Source organism: Solirhodobacter olei, from assembly GCF_004010155.1.
Taxonomy (GTDB): domain Bacteria; phylum Pseudomonadota; class Alphaproteobacteria; order Rhodobacterales; family Rhodobacteraceae; genus Solirhodobacter; species Solirhodobacter olei.
This window is the reverse complement of the sequence record NZ_RRYH01000003.1, coordinates 102177-121151: the sequence shown is the minus strand read 5'-3', so window position 1 is coordinate 121151 and position 18975 is coordinate 102177. Positions and strand designations below refer to the sequence as shown.

At 67.5% G+C, this 18975-nt stretch carries 20 protein-coding genes; 12 read left to right on the top strand and 8 right to left on the bottom strand.

Annotation, left to right across the window (positions count from 1 at the left end; genetic code table 11):
- The first annotated feature begins 146 nt into the window (after positions 1 to 146).
- The 3 genes from accB (at position 147) to aat (ending at position 2716) form a co-directional block, all read left to right on the top strand.
- Positions 147 to 635 (top strand): acetyl-CoA carboxylase biotin carboxyl carrier protein, encoded by a 489-nt coding sequence (gene accB, locus EIP85_RS02815; protein WP_127900633.1) that lies wholly within the window; start codon positions 147 to 149, stop codon positions 633 to 635.
- A gap of 10 nt (positions 636 to 645) precedes the next feature.
- Positions 646 to 1992 carry an acetyl-CoA carboxylase biotin carboxylase subunit gene (accC, locus tag EIP85_RS02810; RefSeq protein ID WP_127900632.1) on the top strand — a complete coding sequence of 449 codons (1347 nt, stop codon included), beginning with the start codon at positions 646 to 648 and terminating at the stop codon, positions 1990 to 1992.
- Positions 1993 to 2074: 82 nt separating this feature from the next.
- A complete protein-coding gene (gene aat / locus EIP85_RS02805) occupies positions 2075 to 2716 on the top strand; it encodes a leucyl/phenylalanyl-tRNA--protein transferase (RefSeq protein ID WP_277749280.1) in 642 nt (213 codons plus the stop codon).
- On the opposite strand, the gene EIP85_RS22985 is transcribed toward aat, so the two are convergent.
- From EIP85_RS22985 to EIP85_RS02790, 3 genes are read right to left on the bottom strand one after another with little or no spacing between them, the layout of a single operon-like run.
- Positions 2680 to 3408, bottom strand: a complete 729-nt coding sequence (locus EIP85_RS22985; RefSeq protein WP_241559870.1) for a DUF2155 domain-containing protein — start codon at positions 3406 to 3408, stop codon at positions 2680 to 2682. The two genes, aat and EIP85_RS22985, sit on opposite strands and share 37 nt — an antisense overlap.
- Positions 3405 to 3905, bottom strand: coding sequence for an outer membrane lipid asymmetry maintenance protein MlaD (gene mlaD, locus EIP85_RS02795; RefSeq protein ID WP_127900630.1), 501 nt, complete (start codon positions 3903 to 3905; stop codon positions 3405 to 3407). The genes EIP85_RS22985 and mlaD overlap by 4 nt, the downstream gene beginning before the upstream one ends.
- A 4-nt stretch (positions 3906 to 3909) precedes the next feature.
- Complete coding sequence (locus EIP85_RS02790; protein WP_127900629.1) at positions 3910 to 4284, bottom strand: NADH:ubiquinone oxidoreductase subunit NDUFA12; 375 nt, start codon at positions 4282 to 4284, stop codon at positions 3910 to 3912.
- A 393-nt stretch (positions 4285 to 4677) separates the two neighbouring features.
- On the opposite strand from EIP85_RS02790, the gene EIP85_RS02785 reads away from it, so the two are divergent.
- Entirely contained in the window at positions 4678 to 4944 is a 267-nt protein-coding gene (locus EIP85_RS02785) for a DUF2934 domain-containing protein (protein ID WP_127900628.1), read from the top strand.
- Positions 4945 to 5056: 112 nt separating this feature from the next.
- On the opposite strand, the gene amaB is transcribed toward EIP85_RS02785, so the two are convergent.
- A complete protein-coding gene (amaB, locus tag EIP85_RS02780; RefSeq protein WP_127900627.1) occupies positions 5057 to 6559 on the bottom strand; it encodes an L-piperidine-6-carboxylate dehydrogenase in 1503 nt (500 codons plus the stop codon).
- A gap of 193 nt (positions 6560 to 6752) precedes the next feature.
- Between amaB and clpP the strand changes: the two genes are divergently transcribed.
- Positions 6753 to 7385: an ATP-dependent Clp endopeptidase proteolytic subunit ClpP gene (gene clpP, locus EIP85_RS02775; RefSeq protein ID WP_127900626.1), complete on the top strand. Its 633-nt coding sequence runs from the start codon at positions 6753 to 6755 to the stop codon at positions 7383 to 7385.
- A 123-nt stretch (positions 7386 to 7508) separates the two neighbouring features.
- Positions 7509 to 8777: an ATP-dependent Clp protease ATP-binding subunit ClpX gene (gene clpX, locus EIP85_RS02770; RefSeq protein WP_127900625.1), complete on the top strand. Its 1269-nt coding sequence runs from the start codon at positions 7509 to 7511 to the stop codon at positions 8775 to 8777.
- Between the two features lie 180 nt (positions 8778 to 8957).
- Here the strand turns inward: clpX and nagA are convergent, their stop codons facing one another.
- From nagA to EIP85_RS02750, 4 genes are read right to left on the bottom strand one after another with little or no spacing between them, the layout of a single operon-like run.
- A complete protein-coding gene (nagA, locus tag EIP85_RS02765) occupies positions 8958 to 10094 on the bottom strand; it encodes an N-acetylglucosamine-6-phosphate deacetylase (RefSeq protein ID WP_127900624.1) in 1137 nt (378 codons plus the stop codon).
- Positions 10091 to 11116, bottom strand: a complete 1026-nt coding sequence (locus EIP85_RS02760) for an SIS domain-containing protein (RefSeq protein WP_127900623.1) — start codon at positions 11114 to 11116, stop codon at positions 10091 to 10093. The genes nagA and EIP85_RS02760 overlap by 4 nt, the downstream gene beginning before the upstream one ends.
- Entirely contained in the window at positions 11113 to 11883 is a 771-nt protein-coding gene (locus EIP85_RS02755) for a GntR family transcriptional regulator (RefSeq protein WP_127900622.1), read from the bottom strand. The genes EIP85_RS02760 and EIP85_RS02755 overlap by 4 nt, the downstream gene beginning before the upstream one ends.
- Positions 11880 to 12722, bottom strand: coding sequence for a glucosamine kinase nucleotide-binding domain-containing protein (locus EIP85_RS02750; RefSeq protein WP_127900621.1), 843 nt, complete (start codon positions 12720 to 12722; stop codon positions 11880 to 11882). The genes EIP85_RS02755 and EIP85_RS02750 overlap by 4 nt, the downstream gene beginning before the upstream one ends.
- Before the next feature lie 142 nt (positions 12723 to 12864).
- Here EIP85_RS02750 and EIP85_RS02745 point away from each other — a divergent pair, with 142 nt between their 5' ends.
- The 6 genes from EIP85_RS02745 to EIP85_RS02720 all read left to right on the top strand — a co-directional run bounded on the left by EIP85_RS02745 (position 12865) and on the right by EIP85_RS02720 (position 18944).
- Positions 12865 to 13758, top strand: a complete 894-nt coding sequence (locus EIP85_RS02745) for an N-acetylmuramic acid 6-phosphate etherase (protein ID WP_127900620.1) — start codon at positions 12865 to 12867, stop codon at positions 13756 to 13758.
- Positions 13759 to 13803: 45 nt separating this feature from the next.
- A complete protein-coding gene (locus EIP85_RS02740; RefSeq protein WP_127900619.1) occupies positions 13804 to 15051 on the top strand; it encodes an ABC transporter substrate-binding protein in 1248 nt (415 codons plus the stop codon).
- 93 nt (positions 15052 to 15144) lie between these two features.
- On the top strand, positions 15145 to 16062 hold the full coding sequence (locus EIP85_RS02735; RefSeq protein WP_127900618.1) for a carbohydrate ABC transporter permease: 918 nt from the start codon (positions 15145 to 15147) through the stop codon (positions 16060 to 16062).
- A gap of 10 nt (positions 16063 to 16072) precedes the next feature.
- Positions 16073 to 16915 (top strand): carbohydrate ABC transporter permease, encoded by an 843-nt coding sequence (locus EIP85_RS02730; RefSeq protein ID WP_127900617.1) that lies wholly within the window; start codon positions 16073 to 16075, stop codon positions 16913 to 16915.
- Entirely contained in the window at positions 16912 to 17955 is a 1044-nt protein-coding gene (locus EIP85_RS02725) for a Gfo/Idh/MocA family protein (RefSeq protein ID WP_206615435.1), read from the top strand. The genes EIP85_RS02730 and EIP85_RS02725 overlap by 4 nt, the downstream gene beginning before the upstream one ends.
- Positions 17943 to 18944 (top strand): ABC transporter ATP-binding protein, encoded by a 1002-nt coding sequence (locus EIP85_RS02720; RefSeq protein ID WP_127900616.1) that lies wholly within the window; start codon positions 17943 to 17945, stop codon positions 18942 to 18944. The genes EIP85_RS02725 and EIP85_RS02720 overlap by 13 nt, the downstream gene beginning before the upstream one ends.
- The last annotated feature ends 31 nt before the right edge of the window (positions 18945 to 18975 follow it).

The window sequence follows — 18975 nt, the reverse complement described above, 5'->3', positions numbered from 1 at the left end:
TTTCCTTGCGCCGAAACCCATGGATCCGGCCTCCCCCGGGGAAAGATTGGGGAAATGGGGTGCTTTTCACCCCCGGACAGCTGGCGTATAAGCGGCCCACTCATGCAGACCCGTGCGAGACGGGCAAGGGAGTGATCGAGGACAGTATGACCAACGAACCCCACGAACAGGATGTGGCCTTCATCCAGGCCCTCGCCGAGCTTCTCCATAAAAACGAACTCACCGAGCTGACGGTGAAGCGCGAATACGGCGAGAACGACAGCCTGAACGTGCGCGTTTCGCGCCAGACCCAGGTTGTGAGCGTGGCCGCGCCCGCCGTTGCCGCGGCGCCGATGGCCGCCCCCGCCGTGGCGGCGGCCCCGGCCGCAGCGGCACCCAGTGTCGAGGACCCCGCCCAGCATCCGGGTGCCGTGACCTCGCCCATGGTGGGCACGGCCTATATGGCCGCCGAGCCGGGCGCCGCGCCCTTCGTCTCCGTCGGCGCGCAGGTCTCCGAAGGCCAGACCTTGCTTATCATCGAAGCGATGAAGACGATGAACCACATCCCGGCGCCGAAGTCGGGCACGGTCAAGCGCATCCTGGTGGAGGACGGCAGCCCCATCGAATATGGCGCGCCGCTGATGATTATCGAATAAGGGCTTCGCGATGTTCGAGAAGATCCTGATCGCTAACCGCGGCGAGATCGCGCTCCGCGTCATCCGGGCCTGCCGCGAGATGGGGATCAAATCGGTCGCCGTCCATTCCACGGCCGACTCCGACGCAATGCATGTCCGCATGGCCGACGAATCGGTCTGCATCGGGCCGAACTCATCGGCGCAGAGCTATCTGTCGATCCCCGCGATCGTCTCCGCCTGCGAAATCTCGGGCGCCGAAGCGATCCACCCGGGCTATGGCTTCCTCTCCGAGAACGCCAGCTTCGTTCAGGTGCTCGAGGACCACGGCATCACCTTCATCGGCCCGACCGCGGAACACATCCGCGTCATGGGCGACAAGATCACCGCCAAGGAAACCGCCAAGGCGCTCGGCATCCCGGTGGTGCCCGGTTCCGAGGGCGGCGTGCCTGATATGGCCGCGGCGCTGAAAGTGGGCGAGAGCTTCGGCTACCCGGTGCTCGTCAAGGCCACGGCAGGTGGCGGCGGGCGCGGCATGAAGCTCGCCCGCAATGCGGCGGAGCTGGAAACCGCCTTCCGCACCGCGCGCTCCGAAGCCAAGGCCGCCTTCGGCAATGACGAGGTCTATATCGAGAAATACCTCGAGAAGCCGCGGCATATCGAGATCCAGGTCTTCGGCGACGGCAAGGGCAATGCGGTCTACCTGGGCGAACGGGACTGCTCGCTGCAGCGCCGTCACCAGAAGGTGTTCGAGGAGGCCCCCGGCCCCGTCATCACCCCCGAGCAGCGCGCCCGGATCGGTAAGATCTGCGCGGACGCGGTCGGCAGCATCAACTACATCGGTGCCGGTACGATCGAGTTTCTGTTCGAGGATGGCGAGTTCTATTTCATCGAGATGAACACGCGCCTGCAGGTGGAACACCCGGTAACCGAGGCGATCTTTGGCGTCGACCTAGTGCGCGAGCAGATCCGCGTGGCGGCGGGGCTTCCGATGTCCTTCACGCAAGATGAGCTGGAGATCAACGGCCACGCCATCGAGGTGCGGATCAACGCCGAGAAGATCCCCGAATTCGCCCCCCGCCCCGGCAAGGTGAAGATGTTCCATGCCCCCGGCGGGCTTGGCGTGCGGATGGATTCAGCGCTCTATGGCGGCTATTCGATCCCGCCCTATTACGACAGCCTGATCGGCAAGCTCATCGTTCACGGCCGCGACCGGCCGGAGGCGCTGGCCCGGCTCCGCCGCGCGCTCGGCGAGCTGATCATCGACGGGATCGAGACCACGGTGCCGCTCTTCGACGCGCTGCTGGACGAGCCCGACATCCAGACCGGCAACTACAACATCCACTGGCTGGAGAAATGGCTCGCTGCCACCTACGGCTAGGCCCCCGCGGCCCGGCCCGGCGGATCGAGGCACAGACCCGCCCTTCGCCAATGGCGCGGGGCGCCCAGGCGGGGCGACATCCGTGACCGAGGAGATCACGCCCGAGCTTTTGCTGCAGGCCTATGCCGCCGGGATCTTCCCGATGGCAGAGAGTCGCGACGATCCGGAACTGCACTGGGTCGATCCCCATCACCGCGGCATCATCCCTCTCGACGGGTTCCACATCTCGCGCTCGCTTAGGCGGCGGATCCTCTCGGGCCAGTTCCGCGTCAGCGTGAACACCGCATTTGCGGCGGTCGTCGACGCGTGCGCCGACCGTCCGGAGACCTGGATCAACGCACCGATCCGGGCACTCTACCTCGCGCTTCACGAGCGTGGCTTCGCGGCCTCCGTCGAGGTCTGGGAGGGGGACGCGCTGGTAGGCGGGGTATATGGGGTCACGCTTGGCGCGGCGTTCTTCGGCGAGAGCATGTTCTCGCGCAGGACCGACGCCTCCAAGGTCGCGCTGGCCTATCTGGTCGACCGGCTAAAACGCGGAAATTTCACGCTTTTCGACACGCAGTTCCTGACGTCGCATCTCGCCTCCCTCGGCGGGGTGGAGATCCCGCGGATGGACTATCGCAGGCGGCTCGCCAAGGCGCTGCGTGGGCGGGGCGATTTCGACGCGCCGGGGCCGGTGTCCGCGCCTCAGGACGTGGTGCAGTGCAGCACCCAGACATCGTAACGCGCCGAATCGAGCGGGTTGAGCGCCGGGCTTGAGGCAATCATCCAGCCCTTGAAGATCGGGGCGGAGACCGCCTTGTCGTGGATCGTCAGGTAGGCAAAGGCGTCGGAGGCCGGATCGTTTACCGGGTAGCGGCAATCGGCGAGCGTGATGGTCAGCCGCCCCTCGGTCTTGCTCTGCCCATCCATCAGCGTCACGTCGACCACGTCGCCGGAGATCTTGTCGAGCCAGCGCACCACCGCGCCCTTCGCCTCGGCGACCTGGGTGGTGGTCGTGGTGGTGGTGGTCTGGCCAGGGACCGACGGGGCCGGCGCGCTGCTGTCAGTCTGGCCCGCCGTGCCCTGGCCTGCGGTACCCTGACCCGCCGTGCCTTGACCTGCTGTGCCTTGGCCAGCCGTCCCCTGCGCCGGGACTCCCTGGTCCGCGCCGAGGCCGAGGCTGTTGAGGCCCAGCCCACCCTGGTTCTGCCCGAGGGGCGCCTGGCCCGGCGTCACCGGCTGGGTCTGCCCGAGCCCGGGCTGGGCCGTTCCCGTGCCTGCACCCGGCGCGACGGCCTGCGGCTTCAGCGCGTTAAGCGGCTGCATCTGGATCACGCCGCCCTGCGTGCCGTCGCCGGCAGTCTGTGCGCTCGCGGGGCCGGCGAGCCAGGCCACCGAGCCAAGGATCACCGCAAAGACGGGGGCCGTTCTCATGGCGAACCGGTGCCCGACGTGGCCGCGGCGCCGCTTGAGCTTTTCGAGCCACCGCCTTGGCCGCCAACGAATTTCATCAGAAGCGAGATCAGGCTGACCGAGCCCTGCGTGTCCAGAATCCGGTCGCCGGGCTTCAGGTTGCCCGGGGCGCCGCCGGGGACGATCTCGACGTAATCGCCGCCGAGGAGGCTTTCCTGCGAGATCAGGATGGCGCTGTCGGTCGGAAGTTCGAGGCCCTTCTTCACCGCGATGGTGGCGTCGGCGAAATAGGTTTTGGGGTCGAGTTTCAGCGAGGTGATGGTGCCGACCTTGATGCCGGCGAGGCGAACGTCGGTGCCGACGCTGATGCCCTGTACCGAACGGAAGGAGGCGATCAGCGGATAGGTGTCACCCTGGCTCTTGGCATAGCCCGTGGCCTGCGCCGCGAAGAGCACGAAGGCAACGGCGGCGGCCAGGACCACCCCGCCAACGACCACTTCGGCGGCGTTTTCGGACATCAGTTCACTCCGGCTGCCAGGCCTCGTAATCCCGCCGCTCGGCCGGCTGCTCGCGGCGGATGGACCCCGGCGGCACATAGGCGAGCATGGTGCCGGTCAGGTTCTCCTGGTGCGGTTTTTCCCATTTCTTATGGGCGATCGGCTGCTTCGAGGGCGGCTGGTCCCAGGTGAAATGCAGCCAGCCATGCCAGTCGGCGGACACGCGGGAGGCTTCCGCCTCGCCGTTGTAGATCACCCAGCGGCGCTTGCCGTCGCGGGACTCGTAGAAGACATTGCCTTCGCCGTCCTCGCCGACCTTGACGCCGTGGCGCCAGGTGAAAATCTGCGTGCCGAGCGTCTGGCCGTTCCACCAGGTCAGGAGCCGCTTCAGGAATTCCATCGAAAAAACCTCCGGGGTGGTTTGGCCTCATATGGACCATCGCCGCGCCGAGGTCCAGTGCTTCCGGGGACAGCGGGCGGGAAGCGGCGACGGGGGGCCGAGGGGGAATTCTGCGCTGCTGCGGTACTTGCCGGTGCGCGGGGCGCAAGCGTTTGGGAATGCTGGGAAAAGCAAATACCGTAAAAGCACCGCTTTTGCACCGTTTTGGCACCGCAACGGACGCGGGTTTCGGTGGCGCCAAGAGCGGGGGTTTTGCACCCCCGCGCCCCCGCAGGATATTTCCAGACAGGAAATCCGGGGCGCACGCGCGGGCTGACATATGCGTGAGCGTCGAAATTCGCGCCGGATCGGCTATGATCGGGGGGCAGACAAGCGACAGGGAAAGGATGGACCATGAGCAAGGACGATCCGAAGGTTTCCCGCAAGGCCTATGAGATCTGGGAGGCCGAGGGCCGGCCGCATGGCCGGGACCAGGAGCATTGGCACCGCGCGAGGGCCGAGGTGGATGCGGAAAAACCCGCCAAGCCAAAGCGCGCGACAGCCAAACCCGCAGCGGCCAAGCCCGAGGCAGCCAAGCCAGCGGCAGCCAAGGCCAAGCCCGCGCCGAAAAAGCCCGCGGCAAAACCCGCGGCGCGCAAGCCTGCGGCGAAGAAGAGCTAGGCCCGGCCTCCGTGGCAACAACGCGCCACGGATGGTGAGGCCCGATCCGGCAACCCTGCGGTGAAGGGTTGCCGGGACGAACGCCCGGGCCAGCGGCCCGGGCGAGGACCGGTCAGATGTCGAACTTCACGCCCTGCGCCAGCGGCAGCTGGGCGGAGTAGTTCACCGTGTTGGTCGCGCGGCGCATGTAGCCCTTCCAGGCGTCGGAGCCGGATTCGCGCCCGCCGCCGGTTTCCTTCTCGCCGCCGAAGGCGCCGCCGATCTCCGCCCCCGAAGGACCGATGTTGACGTTGGCGATGCCGCAGTCGGATCCGGCGGAGGACAGGAAGGCCTCCGCCTCGCGCAGATTGAGGGTGAAGATGCAGGAGGACAGCCCCTGCGGCACGGCGTTCTGAAGCGCGATCGCCTCCTCCAGCGTCTCGTAGCCGATAGTGTAGAGGATGGGGGCGAAGGTCTCCTCGCAGACGACCTCGGTCTGGCCGGGCATCTCGGCGAGCGCGGGTTCGACATAGGCCCCGCCTTCCGGCACGCCGGAGGTGACGGGGCGGCCGCCGTGAACCGTGGCGCCATCGGCGCGGGCACGGTCAAGCGCCGCCGTCATGCGGTCGCGCGCGGCGGCGTCGATCAGCGGGCCAACCAGCGTTCCGGCGGTCCGCGGATCGCCGATGGGGAGCGTGGCATAGGCCTTCACCAGCCGGCGGGTCAGCTCCTCCCGGATCGAATGATGCACGATCAGGCGGCGGAGCGACGTGCAGCGCTGCCCGGCCGTGCCGACGGCGGAGAAGACGATGGCCCGCGTCGCCATGTCGAGATCGGCCGAGGGCGCGACGATCATCGCGTTGTTGCCGCCAAGCTCGAGAATCGCACGGCCGAAGCGCTCTGCCACCACCGGGCCGACCGCGCGGCCCATCCGGGTCGAGCCGGTTGCGGAGACGATGGGCACATCCTTCGAGGCGGTCAGCGCGGCGCCGATCTCCGCCCCGCCGATGACGACCTGCATCAAGCCCTCGGGCGCGTCATCGCCGAAGCGGGCCATGGCACGGGCGAGGATGTTGGCGCAGGCAAGCGCGGTCAGCGGCGTCTTGTCCGAGGGTTTCCAGATCACCGGATCGCCGCAGACGAGCGCGAGCGCGGTGTTCCAGGACCAGACCGCGACGGGGAAGTTGAAGGCGGTGATGACGGCGCATGGCCCCATCGGGTGCCAGCTTTCCATCATCCGGTGGCCCGGCCGTTCCGAGGCGATGGTCAGACCGTAAAGCTGGCGCGAGAGGCCCACGGCGAAATCGCAGATGTCGATCATCTCCTGCACCTCGCCGAGGCCTTCGGAGGTGATTTTGCCGGCTTCCAGCGTCACCAGCGCGCCGAGCGCTTCCTTGGAGGCGCGAAGCTCCTCGCCGAGCAGGCGCACCAGCTCTCCGCGCCGCGGGGCGGGCACGTCGCGCCATGCGCGGAAAGCGGCCTGAGCGCGGGCGATCACCGCCGGCATCTCCGCCGCCGGGGTCTCGGCAAGGCGGGCGACCTCGGCGCCGTCGATCGGCGAGCGCACGGAAAGGGTGCCGCCGGAGAGGGTTTCGGGGGACAGGCCGAGGGCCTTGAAGATCTCTGCTGTGTTCATCTCGGGCATTCTCTGTTGCGTCTTTTGCGACAGGGATGCACGGGGAGCGCCCCGAGGTCCAGCCCTGCCGCCGAATTCTCCGCCGGGCCCCGCGGACCGCCGATTGGCCGGGTGGCCTTGCGGGCGCCGGTGCGCACAACTAAGACTCTGGCAAGGCGCTTGCGCTAGACAACTCGAGATGAGGCGGAGAGCAATGAAAGACCCCTTCGATCTTTACATGAATACCCTCGTCCCGATGGTGGTCGAACAGACCTCGCGCGGCGAGCGGGCCTACGACATCTACTCGCGCCTGCTGAAGGAGCGGATCATCTTCCTGGCCGGCCCCGTGCATGACGGGATGGCGAGCCTGATCGTGGCGCAGCTGCTGTTCCTTGAGGCGGAGAACCCGTCGAAGGAAATCGCCATGTATATCAACAGCCCCGGCGGCGTCGTGACCTCGGGCCTGTCGATCTACGACACGATGCAGTACATCCGGCCGAAGATCTCCACGCTCTGCATCGGGCAGGCGGCCTCGATGGGCTCGCTGCTGCTTGCGGCGGGCGAGAAGGGGATGCGGATGAGCCTGCCGAACAGCCGGATCATGGTTCACCAGCCCTCGGGCGGGTACCAAGGCCAGGCGTCGGATATCATGATTCACGCCCGCGAGACGCAGAAGCTGAAGGACCGGCTGAACGCGATCTACGAGCGCCATACCGGGCAGTCGCTGGAGGCGGTCGAGGCGGCGCTGGAGCGCGACAACTTCATGTCCGCCGAGGAAGCCAAGGCCTGGGGCCTGGTCGACGAGGTGATGGACAGCCGCGGCAAGGCCGACGAGGATTCGGCGTGAGCCGGAAAACCACGTGGGAAATTTGGCATTGTGAAGGTTCTGTGGCTGTCCTAGACTTTTCCAAAGGCGGCCATGAGAAGGGATGCAGTCTTCCCGGCGGGAGGCGCACCGCAGAGGTGAGAGATGGCAGGCAATTCCGGTAGCGACAGCAAGAACACGCTCTACTGCTCGTTCTGCGGCAAGAGCCAGCATGAAGTGCGCAAGCTGATCGCGGGTCCGACCGTCTTCATTTGCGACGAATGCGTCGAGCTGTGCATGGATATCATCCGGGAGGAGACCAAGACCTCCGGGCTGAAGGCGACCGACGGCGTTCCGACGCCGCGCGACATCTGCAAGGTGCTGGACGATTACGTGATCGGCCAGGCGCATGCGAAGCGCGTGCTCTCGGTGGCGGTGCACAACCACTACAAGCGGCTAAACCACGCGGCCAAGGCGGCGGATATCGAGCTTGCGAAGTCGAACATCCTGCTGATCGGGCCGACCGGCTGCGGCAAGACGCTGCTGGCCCAGACGCTGGCGCGCATCCTCGACGTGCCCTTCACAATGGCGGATGCGACCACGCTGACCGAGGCCGGCTATGTCGGCGAGGACGTGGAAAACATCATCCTGAAACTGCTGCAGGCCTCGGAATACAACGTCGAGCGCGCCCAGCGGGGCATCGTCTACATCGACGAGGTCGACAAGATCACCCGCAAGTCCGACAACCCGTCGATCACGCGGGACGTCTCGGGCGAGGGCGTGCAGCAGGCGCTGCTGAAGATCATGGAGGGCACCGTCGCCTCCGTGCCGCCGCAGGGCGGGCGGAAGCATCCGCAGCAGGAATTCCTGCAGGTGGACACGACGAACATCCTGTTCATCTGCGGCGGCGCCTTCGCGGGGCTGGAGAAGATCATCGCCCAGCGCTCCAAGGGCACCTCGATCGGTTTCGGTGCCGAGGTGAAGGACAACGACACCCGCGGCGTGGGCGAGGTCTTCCGTTCGCTGGAACCCGAGGATCTGCTGAAATTCGGGCTGATCCCGGAATTCGTGGGCCGTCTGCCCGTCATCGCCACGCTGAACGACCTCGACGAGGACGCGCTGGTCACGATCCTGACCGAGCCGAAGAACGCGCTGGTGAAGCAGTACCAGAGGCTTTTCGACATCGAGGGCGTGGCGCTGACCTTCACCGACGACGCGCTGCGCGCCATCGCCAAGCGGGCGATCAAGCGCAAGACCGGCGCGCGTGGCCTGCGTTCGATCATGGAGGACATCCTCCTGGACACGATGTTCGAACTGCCGGGCATGGACAGCGTCGAGGAGGTCGTGGTGAACGAGGAGGCTGTGAATGCCGCCGAGGCGAAGCCGCTGCTGATCTATGCCAAGTCGAAGGGCGAGCCGGCGACGGCGGGCTGATCCCTTTCGGCATGGGATTTCGGGGGCGGGCCTTTGGGCCCGCCCTTTTTCGTTAGGCAGATCAGGGGGCTTCCGCCCCCTCGGCCTGCAGCCTCACCCCCGAGAGTATTTTGCAAGGAAAAGTCCGGGGCTTCTTCCTGGCCCAAATACTCCCGCCGGAGGCGCCGCGCGCAGCGCGGGTTACGCGCCCGCCGACCAGGTCCGGGTGAGCTGCAGCGCGTCGTCGAGATGGACGAGATCGGCCGCCCGTCCGGGGGCGAGATGGCCGATGCGCTCCCCTGCCCCGATGCAGGCGGCAGGCGTGGAGGTGGCCATGCGCAGCGCGGCGTCAAGCGGCAGGCCAACCTTTTCCACCATCACCTTCAGCGCGGCGGGCAGCGTGACGTCGGCACCCGCAAGCGTGCCGTCGGCAAGCGTCAGGCGGCCGTCGCGGCGGTAGATCGGGCGGTCGCCGAGGGTGAACTCGGCCATGTCCGTCCCGGCCGGGGCCATCGCGTCGGTGACGAGGAACAGCCTGTCCTCGCCACGCTTGGCGGCGCAGGCGATGCGTAGCACCTCGGGCGCGACATGGATCCCGTCGGCGATCAGCCCGGCATAGGCGTTGGCGGTGTCGAGCGCCGCGCCGACAAGGCCCGGCTCGCGGTTGCCGAGCTGACTCATCGCGTTGAAGAGATGCGTGGTGCAACGGGCGCCGGCGTCATAGGCGGCCCGGGCAGGGCCGAGCGCAGTATCGCTGTGGCCGAGGCTGACGACGACGCCCGCCGCTGCCAGTGCCGCGATCTGATCCGGCGTCACGGATTCGGGGGCGAGCGTGACCATCAGCGACGGCAGCTCGGCCGCAGCGCGGCAGAGCGCCGCCAAGTCCGCGCCCGTCATCGGCCGGATCAGCGCCGGGTCATGCGCGCCCTTGCGGCGGGGATCGAGATGCGGCCCCTCGATATGGAGCCCGGCGAAACCCGGCACGCCCTCGCGCGCGGCGGCGATGCCGGCGGCGAGGACCCTGGCCGTCACCTCCGGCCGGTCGGTGATCAGCGTCGGCGTCAGGTAGAGCGAGCCGAGCGGGCGGTGGGCGGCGCAGATCCGCGCGATCCCCTCGACCGAGGCGGCGTCGCCCAGCATCACGCCCCCGCCGCCGTTGACCTGCAGATCGACGAGGCCGGGCGCGAGGATGCCACCGGGAAGGCGTTCCAACGCGCCCTCGGGCGCCTCCGACTCGGGCAGCAGCGCCGCGATCTGGCCGGACTCGATCACCAGCGCCATTCCGTCGTGCAGCGTCCGCCCGTCGAACAGGCGCGCCCCGGTGAGGATGGTTCTCATACCGTCTCCGTGACCTTGTTGAGATGCGGCGGGCTGTCGGGATCGAAGCCGCGGCGGCGGGCGAGCGCCTCGATGAAGGCGTAGAAGGTGGTCACGAGGACCAGCGGCGCGACCAGCGGGTGCAGGCCGGTGACGGAGGGCAGTTCGCGTACCGGGGCTTTGGCGCCCGGGGCGGTCAGGAAGACATCGGCCCCCTGCCCCGCCAGCCGCTCTGCCGTCGCGATGACGCCGGGGAGTGCCGCATCCTCGACCCCGAGGGCAAGCACCGGGAAGCGTTCCTGCACGATGGCGGCCGGGCCGTGGAGCACCTCGGCGGCGGAATAGGATTCGGCGTGAAGTCCCGAGGTCTCCTTGCATTTCAGGGCCATCTCGTTGGCGATGGCGAAGCCCGGGCCACGGCCGAGGACATAAAGCGACTGGGCGCGCACCAGCCGGTCGGCGAGCGGCGACCAGTCGCAGGCGAGCGCCCGGGTGAAGGCGTCGGGGAGCGCCTCGACCGCCGCTTTCAGCGCGGCGTCCTGCTGCCATTCGGCGAGAAGAAGCAGCCCGGCGGCGACGGAGGTGACGAAGCTCTTGGTGGCGGCGACGCTTTTTTCCGGGCCAGCCTCCAGCGAGAGGGCGTGGCCCGCGGCGGCGGCGAGCGGCGATCCCGCGACATTGGTGAGCGCGAGGGTCAGCGCCCCGGCATCGGCGGCGCTTTTCATCATTTCCACGATGTCCGGGCTTTTGCCGGATTGCGAGATGCCGAGGCAGACGGCGCCGTCGAGCTTCAGGCGGCGGTGGTAGACCGAGGCAACCGAGGGGCCGATGGAGGCGACGGGCAGGCCGGCAGAAAGCTCGATGGCGTATTTCAGATAGGTCGCAGCGTGATCCGACGAGCCGCGCGCGACGGTGGCGACGAGGCTCGGGCCCCGGGCGCGGATGGCGGCGCCGGCTTCGGCGGCGGCGGGTCCCATGGCGGCGAGGAAACGGGCGGTGGCGGCGGGGATCTCCTCGACCTCCGCCTGCATATGGGTGGTCATGTCGCGGCTCCTTCGGCATCGCCGGCGAGGCGCAGCTCGGCGGCGAAGTCATAGGCGTCGCCCCGGTAGAGCGACAGGGTGTATTCGGCGGGTTTGCCGGTGGCGAGATAGGCGATGCGCTCGATCCGCAGACAGGCGGATCCGGCGGGCACTTCCAGCAGCCCCGCGTCGGCGGGGGAGATGTTGACGGCTGAGAGGCGCTGCACGGCGCGGACGGGCCGGTGGCCGAGGCGGCCGAGTTCCTCGTAAAGCGAGGTCTCCACCGCCTGCGGATCGGGAAGCAGGATGGCGGGCAGGCTGGCGCGTTCGATGGCGAGCGGCACCTCGTCGGCGAGGCGGACCCGGGCGAGGCGGGCGACGCGGTCATGCGCCTTGAGGCCGAGGACCATCACCTCGTCCGGCCGCGGGGAATGGATCGAGCGGTCGAGCCAGACGGAGCGGGCGGCCTTGCCGCGGCGGTGCATGTCCTCGGTGAAGGAAGTCAGCAGCGACAGCGCCTGCTCCAGCCGCTCCACCCGCGGAGCGACATAGGTGCCCGAGCCGCGGCGCTGGATCAGCTGACCGGAGGCGACGAGCGCCTGCACCGCCTTGCGGACCGTGACGCGCGAAAGGCCGGTCATCGCGGCGAGGTCGCGTTCGGGCGGCAGGCTCTCGCCGGGTTGCAGGCGGCCGGAGGAGATGCCGTCGGCGATCCGCCGGGAGAGCTGGCGGTAGAGCGGGCCGTGGCCCGCCTCGTCGAATTCGTCGGGGGCGAAGAGTTCGTTCATGCCGGCACCCCCTGCCGCGCAAGGAGGAGCGCGCCGTCAAGCGCGTTGCCGAGAGCCGGATGAATCCGGTTCCGGTAGCGGGTCTCGAGGCGGCGGGCGAAGCCGGGGCCGAGGCCGCCGAGGAAGGTGACGGGCGTGGCGGGGCCTGTCGCGAGGCGGTCGATGGCCCGCGCGATCCAGAGGTCAGCCTCTGCCAGGATCGCCGCCGCCGCCGGGTCGCGCGTCTCGAAGAGACGGGGCGCGTGGCGCGCGTAATCGGCGGGCGTGGCCGTGCGGGCGAATTCGACCAGCGCCTCGGGGCTGCCGATCTCGGTGGTGAGCGCGGCGAGGAGCGGCGTCATTTCCGCCAGGCCGTCGCGGGCGTGGAGCGCGCGGGAGAGGAGCGCGCGGCCGAGCCAGGCGCCGGAGGCCTCGTCGCCGAGCTGGAAACCCCAGCCGCCGATCTGGGTCACCTGGCCCGCGGACTGGCTGGCGAAGACGGAGCCGGTGCCGATCGTCGCTACCACGCCGTCGGCATCGCCGATGGCGCCCTTCAGCGAGATCACCGCGTCGGAGCGGATGCTGACCGAGGCGAAAGGCAGCGTTCTGGCGAGGCGCTCCGCGTAGACCGGAAGGTTGGCGCCGGCGAGGCCGAGGACGGCGTGCAGATCTTCCATCCGCGCGCCGGTCCCCGCGAGCGCCTGATCGACGGCGGCGAGGATGTTGGCTCGGGCGGTTTCGGGATCGGTCACGATATTGGCGGAGCCGCCCTGGCCCTCGCCCAGACGGCGGCCGGACACATCGGCCACCGCGGCGCGGCAGCCTGTCCCCCCTCCATCGACGCCAAGAAGAAATGACATGACGACTCCCTTCTCGAAAGATAATACCAAAAGCATACCTTTCCGCAAGAGTATGCTGATTTTCCTTATTTTTACACCGAGTTGCAAAAGTATTTGGCATATTGGTATTAGTTTGGCATTATCGACGCAAAGGGAGATTCGGATGGCCGCCACCACCGAGCAGCAACATTCCGCCGCCGCGGGCCTGCAGGTCGCCGCACCGCAAGAGGTGTTGCAGCGTCTGTTCGAGGCCCAGCTCGGTTCTGCCCGCGCGCTGGAGCACGCCCTGCCCGCGCTGGCGCAGGCGGTGGAGCTTGGGGCTGCGGCGCTCGGCGGCTCCGGGCGGCTGGCCTATGCCGGGGCGGGCAGCTCCGGCCTGATGGCGCTGGCCGACTGCCTCGAACTTTCCGGCACCTTCGGAATTCCGCCCGCGCGCACGCCGATGCTTCTGGCCGGTGGACGCGAGGCGCTGCTGCATCTCGAAGGCGCGACCGAGGACGACATCGACCTTGCCGAGGCGGATCTTCACGGCCTCAGGCTGGGGCCGGGAGACGTGGTGATCTGCGTCTCGGCCTCTGGCGGCACGCCTTACACTGTGGCGATCGCCCGCAAGGCGCAGGCAGCGGGCGCGAAGGTGATCGGCATTGCCAACGTGGAGGGCAGCCCGCTTCTGGCCTGCGCCGATGTGGCGGTGCTGGTCGATACCGGCCCCGAGGTCATCGCCGGATCGACCCGGATGGCGGCGGGCACGGCGCAGAAGATCGCGCTCAACCTGATCTCTACCGGGATCGCGGTGCGGCTGGGCCATGTCCACGAGGGCTACATGGTCAACGTCCGCGCCGATAACGCCAAGCTCAGGGACCGGGCGGCGCGGATCGTCGCCGCGATCTCGGGGGCGGGCGAGAAAGAGGCGCGCGCCGCGCTCGACGAAAGCGAGGGCGGGGTGAAGCGCGCAGTGCTTCTGGCCGCAGGAGCGGGGCCGGTCATGGCCGACACGCTTCTGGCCGCGCATGGCGGGCACCTGGGGCCCGCGCTGGAAGAGTTGAGAAAACTGTAACCAAAGGCCCCAAGGGTTCGGGGCCGCAACAGGGAGACGACAAGTATGAAAAAACCGATCAGCCTCGCCTTGGCCGGGCTTTTGCTGGCCAGCACCTCGGCCTATGCCGCGACCACGATCACGATCGAAAGCTGGCGCAACGACGACCTGACCGTCTGGCAGAAGACGATCATCCCGGCCTTCGAGAAGACCCATCCGGACATCAAGGTGGTGTTCAGCCCCTCGGCCCCGACCGAGTACAACGCCGCGCTGAACTCCAAGCTCGACGCCGGCACGGCGGGCGACCTGATCACCTGCCGGCCGTTCGACGCCTCGCTTGCGCTTTTCAAGAAGGGCCAGCTGGCGGACCTTTCCGACATGGCGATCATGAAGAACTTCTCGGATGTCGCGAAGGCCGCCTGGCAGACCGACGACGGCAAGCACACCTTCTGCGTGCCGATGGCCTCGGTCATCCACGGCTTCATCTACAACGAGGACGCCTTCAAGAAGCTCGGCATCTCGGTCCCGAAGACCGTGCCGGAATTCTACGCAGATCTCGACAAGATCAAGAAGGACGGCACCTACACCCCGCTCGCCATGGGCACGCATGACCAGTGGGAAGCGGCGACCATGGGCTACGAGAATATCGGGCCGGACTACTGGCAGGGCGAGAAGGGCCGCAAGGCGATCATCGCCGGCACCGAGAAGCTGACCGACCCGCAATGGGTGGAGCCCTTCAAGCAGCTGGCCAAGTGGGGCCAGTACATGGGCGACGGCTTCAAGGCACAGACCTATCCCGACAGCCAGAACATGTTCACCCTCGGCCGCGCCGCGATCTATCCGGCCGGCTCCTGGGAGATCTCGGGCTTCGAGAAGCAGGCCGACTTCAAGATGGGCGCCTTCCCGCCGCCGGTGCCGAAGGCGGGGGACCAGTGCTACATCTCCGACCAGCCGGACCATGCGATGGGGCTGAATGCGGCCTCCAAGCACAAGGCGGCGGCGATGACCTTCCTGAAATGGGTCGGCTCGCAGCAATTCGCCGAGCTTTACGGCAACGCGCTGCCGGGCTTCTTCCCGCTGACGAACGCGAAGGTCACGATCAAGGATCCGCTGGCCAACGAGTTCCTGAGCTGGCGGCAGAACTGCAAGTCCACCATGCGCTACACCTACCAGATCCTGTCGCGTGGCACGCCGAACCTTGAGAACGCGCTCTGGGCGGCCTCGGCCAACGTGATCAACGGCACCGAGACGCCGGAAGCGGCGGCCGCGGGGCTGCAGAAGGACCTGGCGAGCTGGTACAAGCCGCAGCAGTGACGGGAAGCCGGGCCTGACGGCCCGGCCGAGGCGGGGGGCTCTGCCCCCCGCACCCCCCCGGAGTATTTCCCCCAAGAAGAACAGGGTGTTGGAATGGCTGAGCGGAGACCCGTGCGCTGGCATATCGGCGTGTTCCTGGCGCCAGCGGTGGTGGTCTACACGCTGGTGATGATCCTGCCCCTTTTCGCCACGCTCGACCTGTCGCTTTACCGCGCGGTGGGCAAGACGACCGAGTTCGTGGGCTTGGGCAACTTCGACAAGCTCTTCGGCGATCCGAACTGGTCGGGCCATTTCTGGAACGCGCTGGCGAACAACTTCTGGTTCTTCATCATCAACATGGCGGTGCAGAACCCGATCGGGATCGCGCTCGCCGCCCTTCTCTTCTCGCCCCGGCTGCGCTTTGCCGCGGCCTATCGCACGGCGATCTTCGTGCCGACGATCCTGAGCTTCGTGATCGTGGGCTTCGTGTGGAAGCTGATCCTGTCGCCCCTGTGGGGCATCGCGCCGGATCTGCTGAAGATGGTGGGCCTGCGCCACTGGTTCGCGCCCTGGCTGGGCGATCCGCATTACGCGCTGACCACCGTCGCGCTGATCTCCGTCTGGCAGTTCATCGGCATCCCGATGATGCTGATCTATGCCGCGCTCCTCTCGATCCCCGACGAGGTGATAGAGGCCGCCGAGATGGACGGGATCACGGGCATGAGCCAGTTCTGGAAGATCAAGCTGCCGCTGATCCTGCCCTCGATCGGGATCATCTCGATCCTGACCTTCGTGGGCAATTTCAACGCTTTCGACCTGGTCTACGTGGCACAGGGGGCGCTGGCGGGGCCGAATTTCTCGACCGACATCCTGGGCACCTTCCTTTACCGCACCTTCTTCGGCTTCCAGCTGCAGCTCGGCGATCCGAACATGGGGGCGACGATCGCCACCGTGATGTTCGCGATCATCCTTGCCGGGGTCTGCGTCTATCTCTTCGGCATCCAGCGGCGGCTGCGCCGCTACCAGTTCTGAGGGCTGCGTCATGGCAAACCGCGCAAGAACCTCCCTGCCCCGCACCGCCGCCGCCCATGCGATCCTGCTGACCTATACGGTGATCGCGCTCTTCCCGGTCTTCGTCATCGTCATCAACGCGCTGAAGACGCGGCGGGCGATCTTCGGGCATCCGCTGCAGCTGCCGGGGCCGGAGACCTTCAGCCTGGTCGGCTTCCAGACGGTGCTGCAACAGGGGGACTTCCCGCTATATTTCTGGAACAGCCTTGTCGTTACGGTCGTCTCGCTGGTCTTCGTCCTGCTCTTCGGGGCGATGGCGGCCTTCGCGCTGTCGGAGTACCGGTTCCGCGGCAATACGCTGACCGGGCTCTACCTCGCGCTGGGGATCATGATCCCGATCCGGCTGGGCACCGTGGCGATCCTGCAGCTGATGGTGGCGACCGGCCTCGTCAACACGCTTTTCGCGCTGATCCTGGTCTATACCGCGCAGGGGATCCCGCTGGCGGTCTTCATTCTGGCGGAGTTCATGAAGACGGTCTCGGACGATCTGAAGAACGCCGGGCGGATCGACGGGCTGAGCGAATACCGCATCTTCTTCCGGCTGGTGATCCCGCTGGTCCGTCCCGCGATGGCGACCGTGGCGGTCTTCTCGATGATCCCGATCTGGAACGACCTGTGGTTCCCGCTGATCCTCGCCCCCGCGGAAAGCGTGAAGACCGTGACGCTGGGCGCGCAGATTTTCCTGGGGCAGTTCGTGACCGACTGGAACGCGGTGCTGGCTTCGCTCTCGCTCGCCATCATCCCGGTTCTGGTCCTGTACCTCATCTTCTCGCGGCAACTTATCCGCGGCATCACCTCGGGAGCTGTAAAATGATCCGTACGCTCGTCGCAGGTCTCGGCAACATGGGGCGCAGCCATGCGCTGGCCTATCACCACAACCCGGCCTTCGAGATCGTGGGCCTGGTCAACCGCTCTGCGCCCGAGATGGACCCCGCCCTTCATGCCTACCCGCTGAGCCGGGATTTTCACGAGGCACTGGATCGGCTGAAGCCCAACCTGGTTTCGATCGCGACCTATTCCGACAGCCACGCCGATTTCGCCGTGGCGGCGATGGAGTCGGGAGCGGATGTCTTCGTGGAGAAACCACTGGCGACGACGGTGGAGGACGCCCGCCGCGTGGCCGACTGCGCGGCACGGACGGGGCGGAAGGTCGTCGTGGGCTACATCCTGCGCCATCACCCCTCCTGGCAGCGGCTGATCGCCGAGGCCCGGGCAATGGGCGGGCCATACGTCTTCCGGCTGAACCTCAACCAGCAGTCCAAGGGGCCGACCTGGGAGGTCCACAAGGCGCTGATGAAGACGACGCCGCCGATCGTCGACTGCGGGGTGCATTACGTCGACGTGATGCTGCAGATCGCAGGCAGCGAGGCCGTCGAGGTGCGCGGCATGGGCCTGCGCATGACCGACGAGATCGCGCCCGACATGTACAATTACGGGCATTTCCAGGTTCTCTTCGAGGACGGCTCTCTCGGCTGGTACGAGGCGGGCTGGGGACCGATGATGTCGGACACCGCCTTTTTCGTGAAGGACGTGGTCTCGCCGAAGGGCGCTGTCTCGATCCGGATGCCGGAGAGCGCGCGCTCGGACGATATCGAGACGCATACCAAGACATCCTTGCTGCGCGTCCATCATGCGGGCGGGGCGGATGAGGATATCTCCATGGCCGACGAGCCCGGCCACCAGGAGCTCTGCGAGCGCGAGGCGGCTTTCGTCGCGCGCGCCATCGCCGAGGACCTCGACCTGAGCCGGCACATGCGGGAGGCGGTCGCCTCGCTCGCGATCTGCCTCGCCGCCGATGCCAGCGTCCGCTCCGGCCGGACCGTCAATCTGAAGGAGGCCCCATGGGCGCCCTGAACCTTTCCAATGTCCAGAAGTCCTTCGGCCCCGTCGATGTCATCAAGGGGGTCGACCTCGAGGTGGCCGATGGCGAATTCTGCGTCTTCGTCGGGCCGTCGGGCTGCGGCAAGTCCACGCTGCTCAGGATGATCGCGGGGCTGGAGGACGTGACCTCCGGCGAAGTGAGGATCGACGGGGCGAAGGTGAACCTGACGCCCCCGTCGAAGCGCGAGATCGCGATGGTGTTCCAGAGCTACGCGCTCTACCCCCACCTGACCGTGCGCGACAACATGGGGCTTGCCCTGAAGCAGGCGGGCGAGGCGAAGGCGGAGATCGCCGAAGCGGTGGCGCGGGCGTCCGGCATGCTGTCGCTGGAGCCGCTTCTGGAGCGGCGGCCGTCGGAGCTGTCGGGCGGGCAGCGGCAACGGGTCGCCATCGGGCGGGCGATCGTGCGCAAGCCGAAGCTGTTCCTGTTCGACGAGCCACTTTCCAACCTCGACGCGGCGCTTCGGGTGCACACGCGGATCGAAATCGCGCGGCTGCACCGCGAGCTGAAGGCGACCATGATCTACGTGACCCACGACCAGGTGGAGGCGATGACGCTGGCCGACCGGATCGTGGTGCTGAACGCGGGCCGCGTGGCCCAGGTCGGCGCGCCGATGGAGCTTTACAACGACCCCGCGAACACCTTCGTCGCGGGCTTCATCGGCTCGCCGCAGATGAACTTCCTGAAGGCCTCGGCGCTGGGGGAGACGGGCGAGACGCTGGGCATCCGGCCGGAACACCTGGAGATCAGCCGCGAGGCCGGGCGCATCCCGGGCACGATCAGCCATGTCGAGCATCTGGGCGGCGAGACCAACGTCTATATCAACACCGATGTGCACGGGCTGCTGACCGTGCGGCTGTTCGGAGAGCACCGCTTCGAGGTGGCCGAGGTGGTGCATCTGACGCCGGACGCCTCGCGGCAGTTCCTGTTCGACGCGGCGGGGGAGAGGATCCGGGTTTAGGCCGGGGTTTCAGCCCCCGGACCACCGTGGG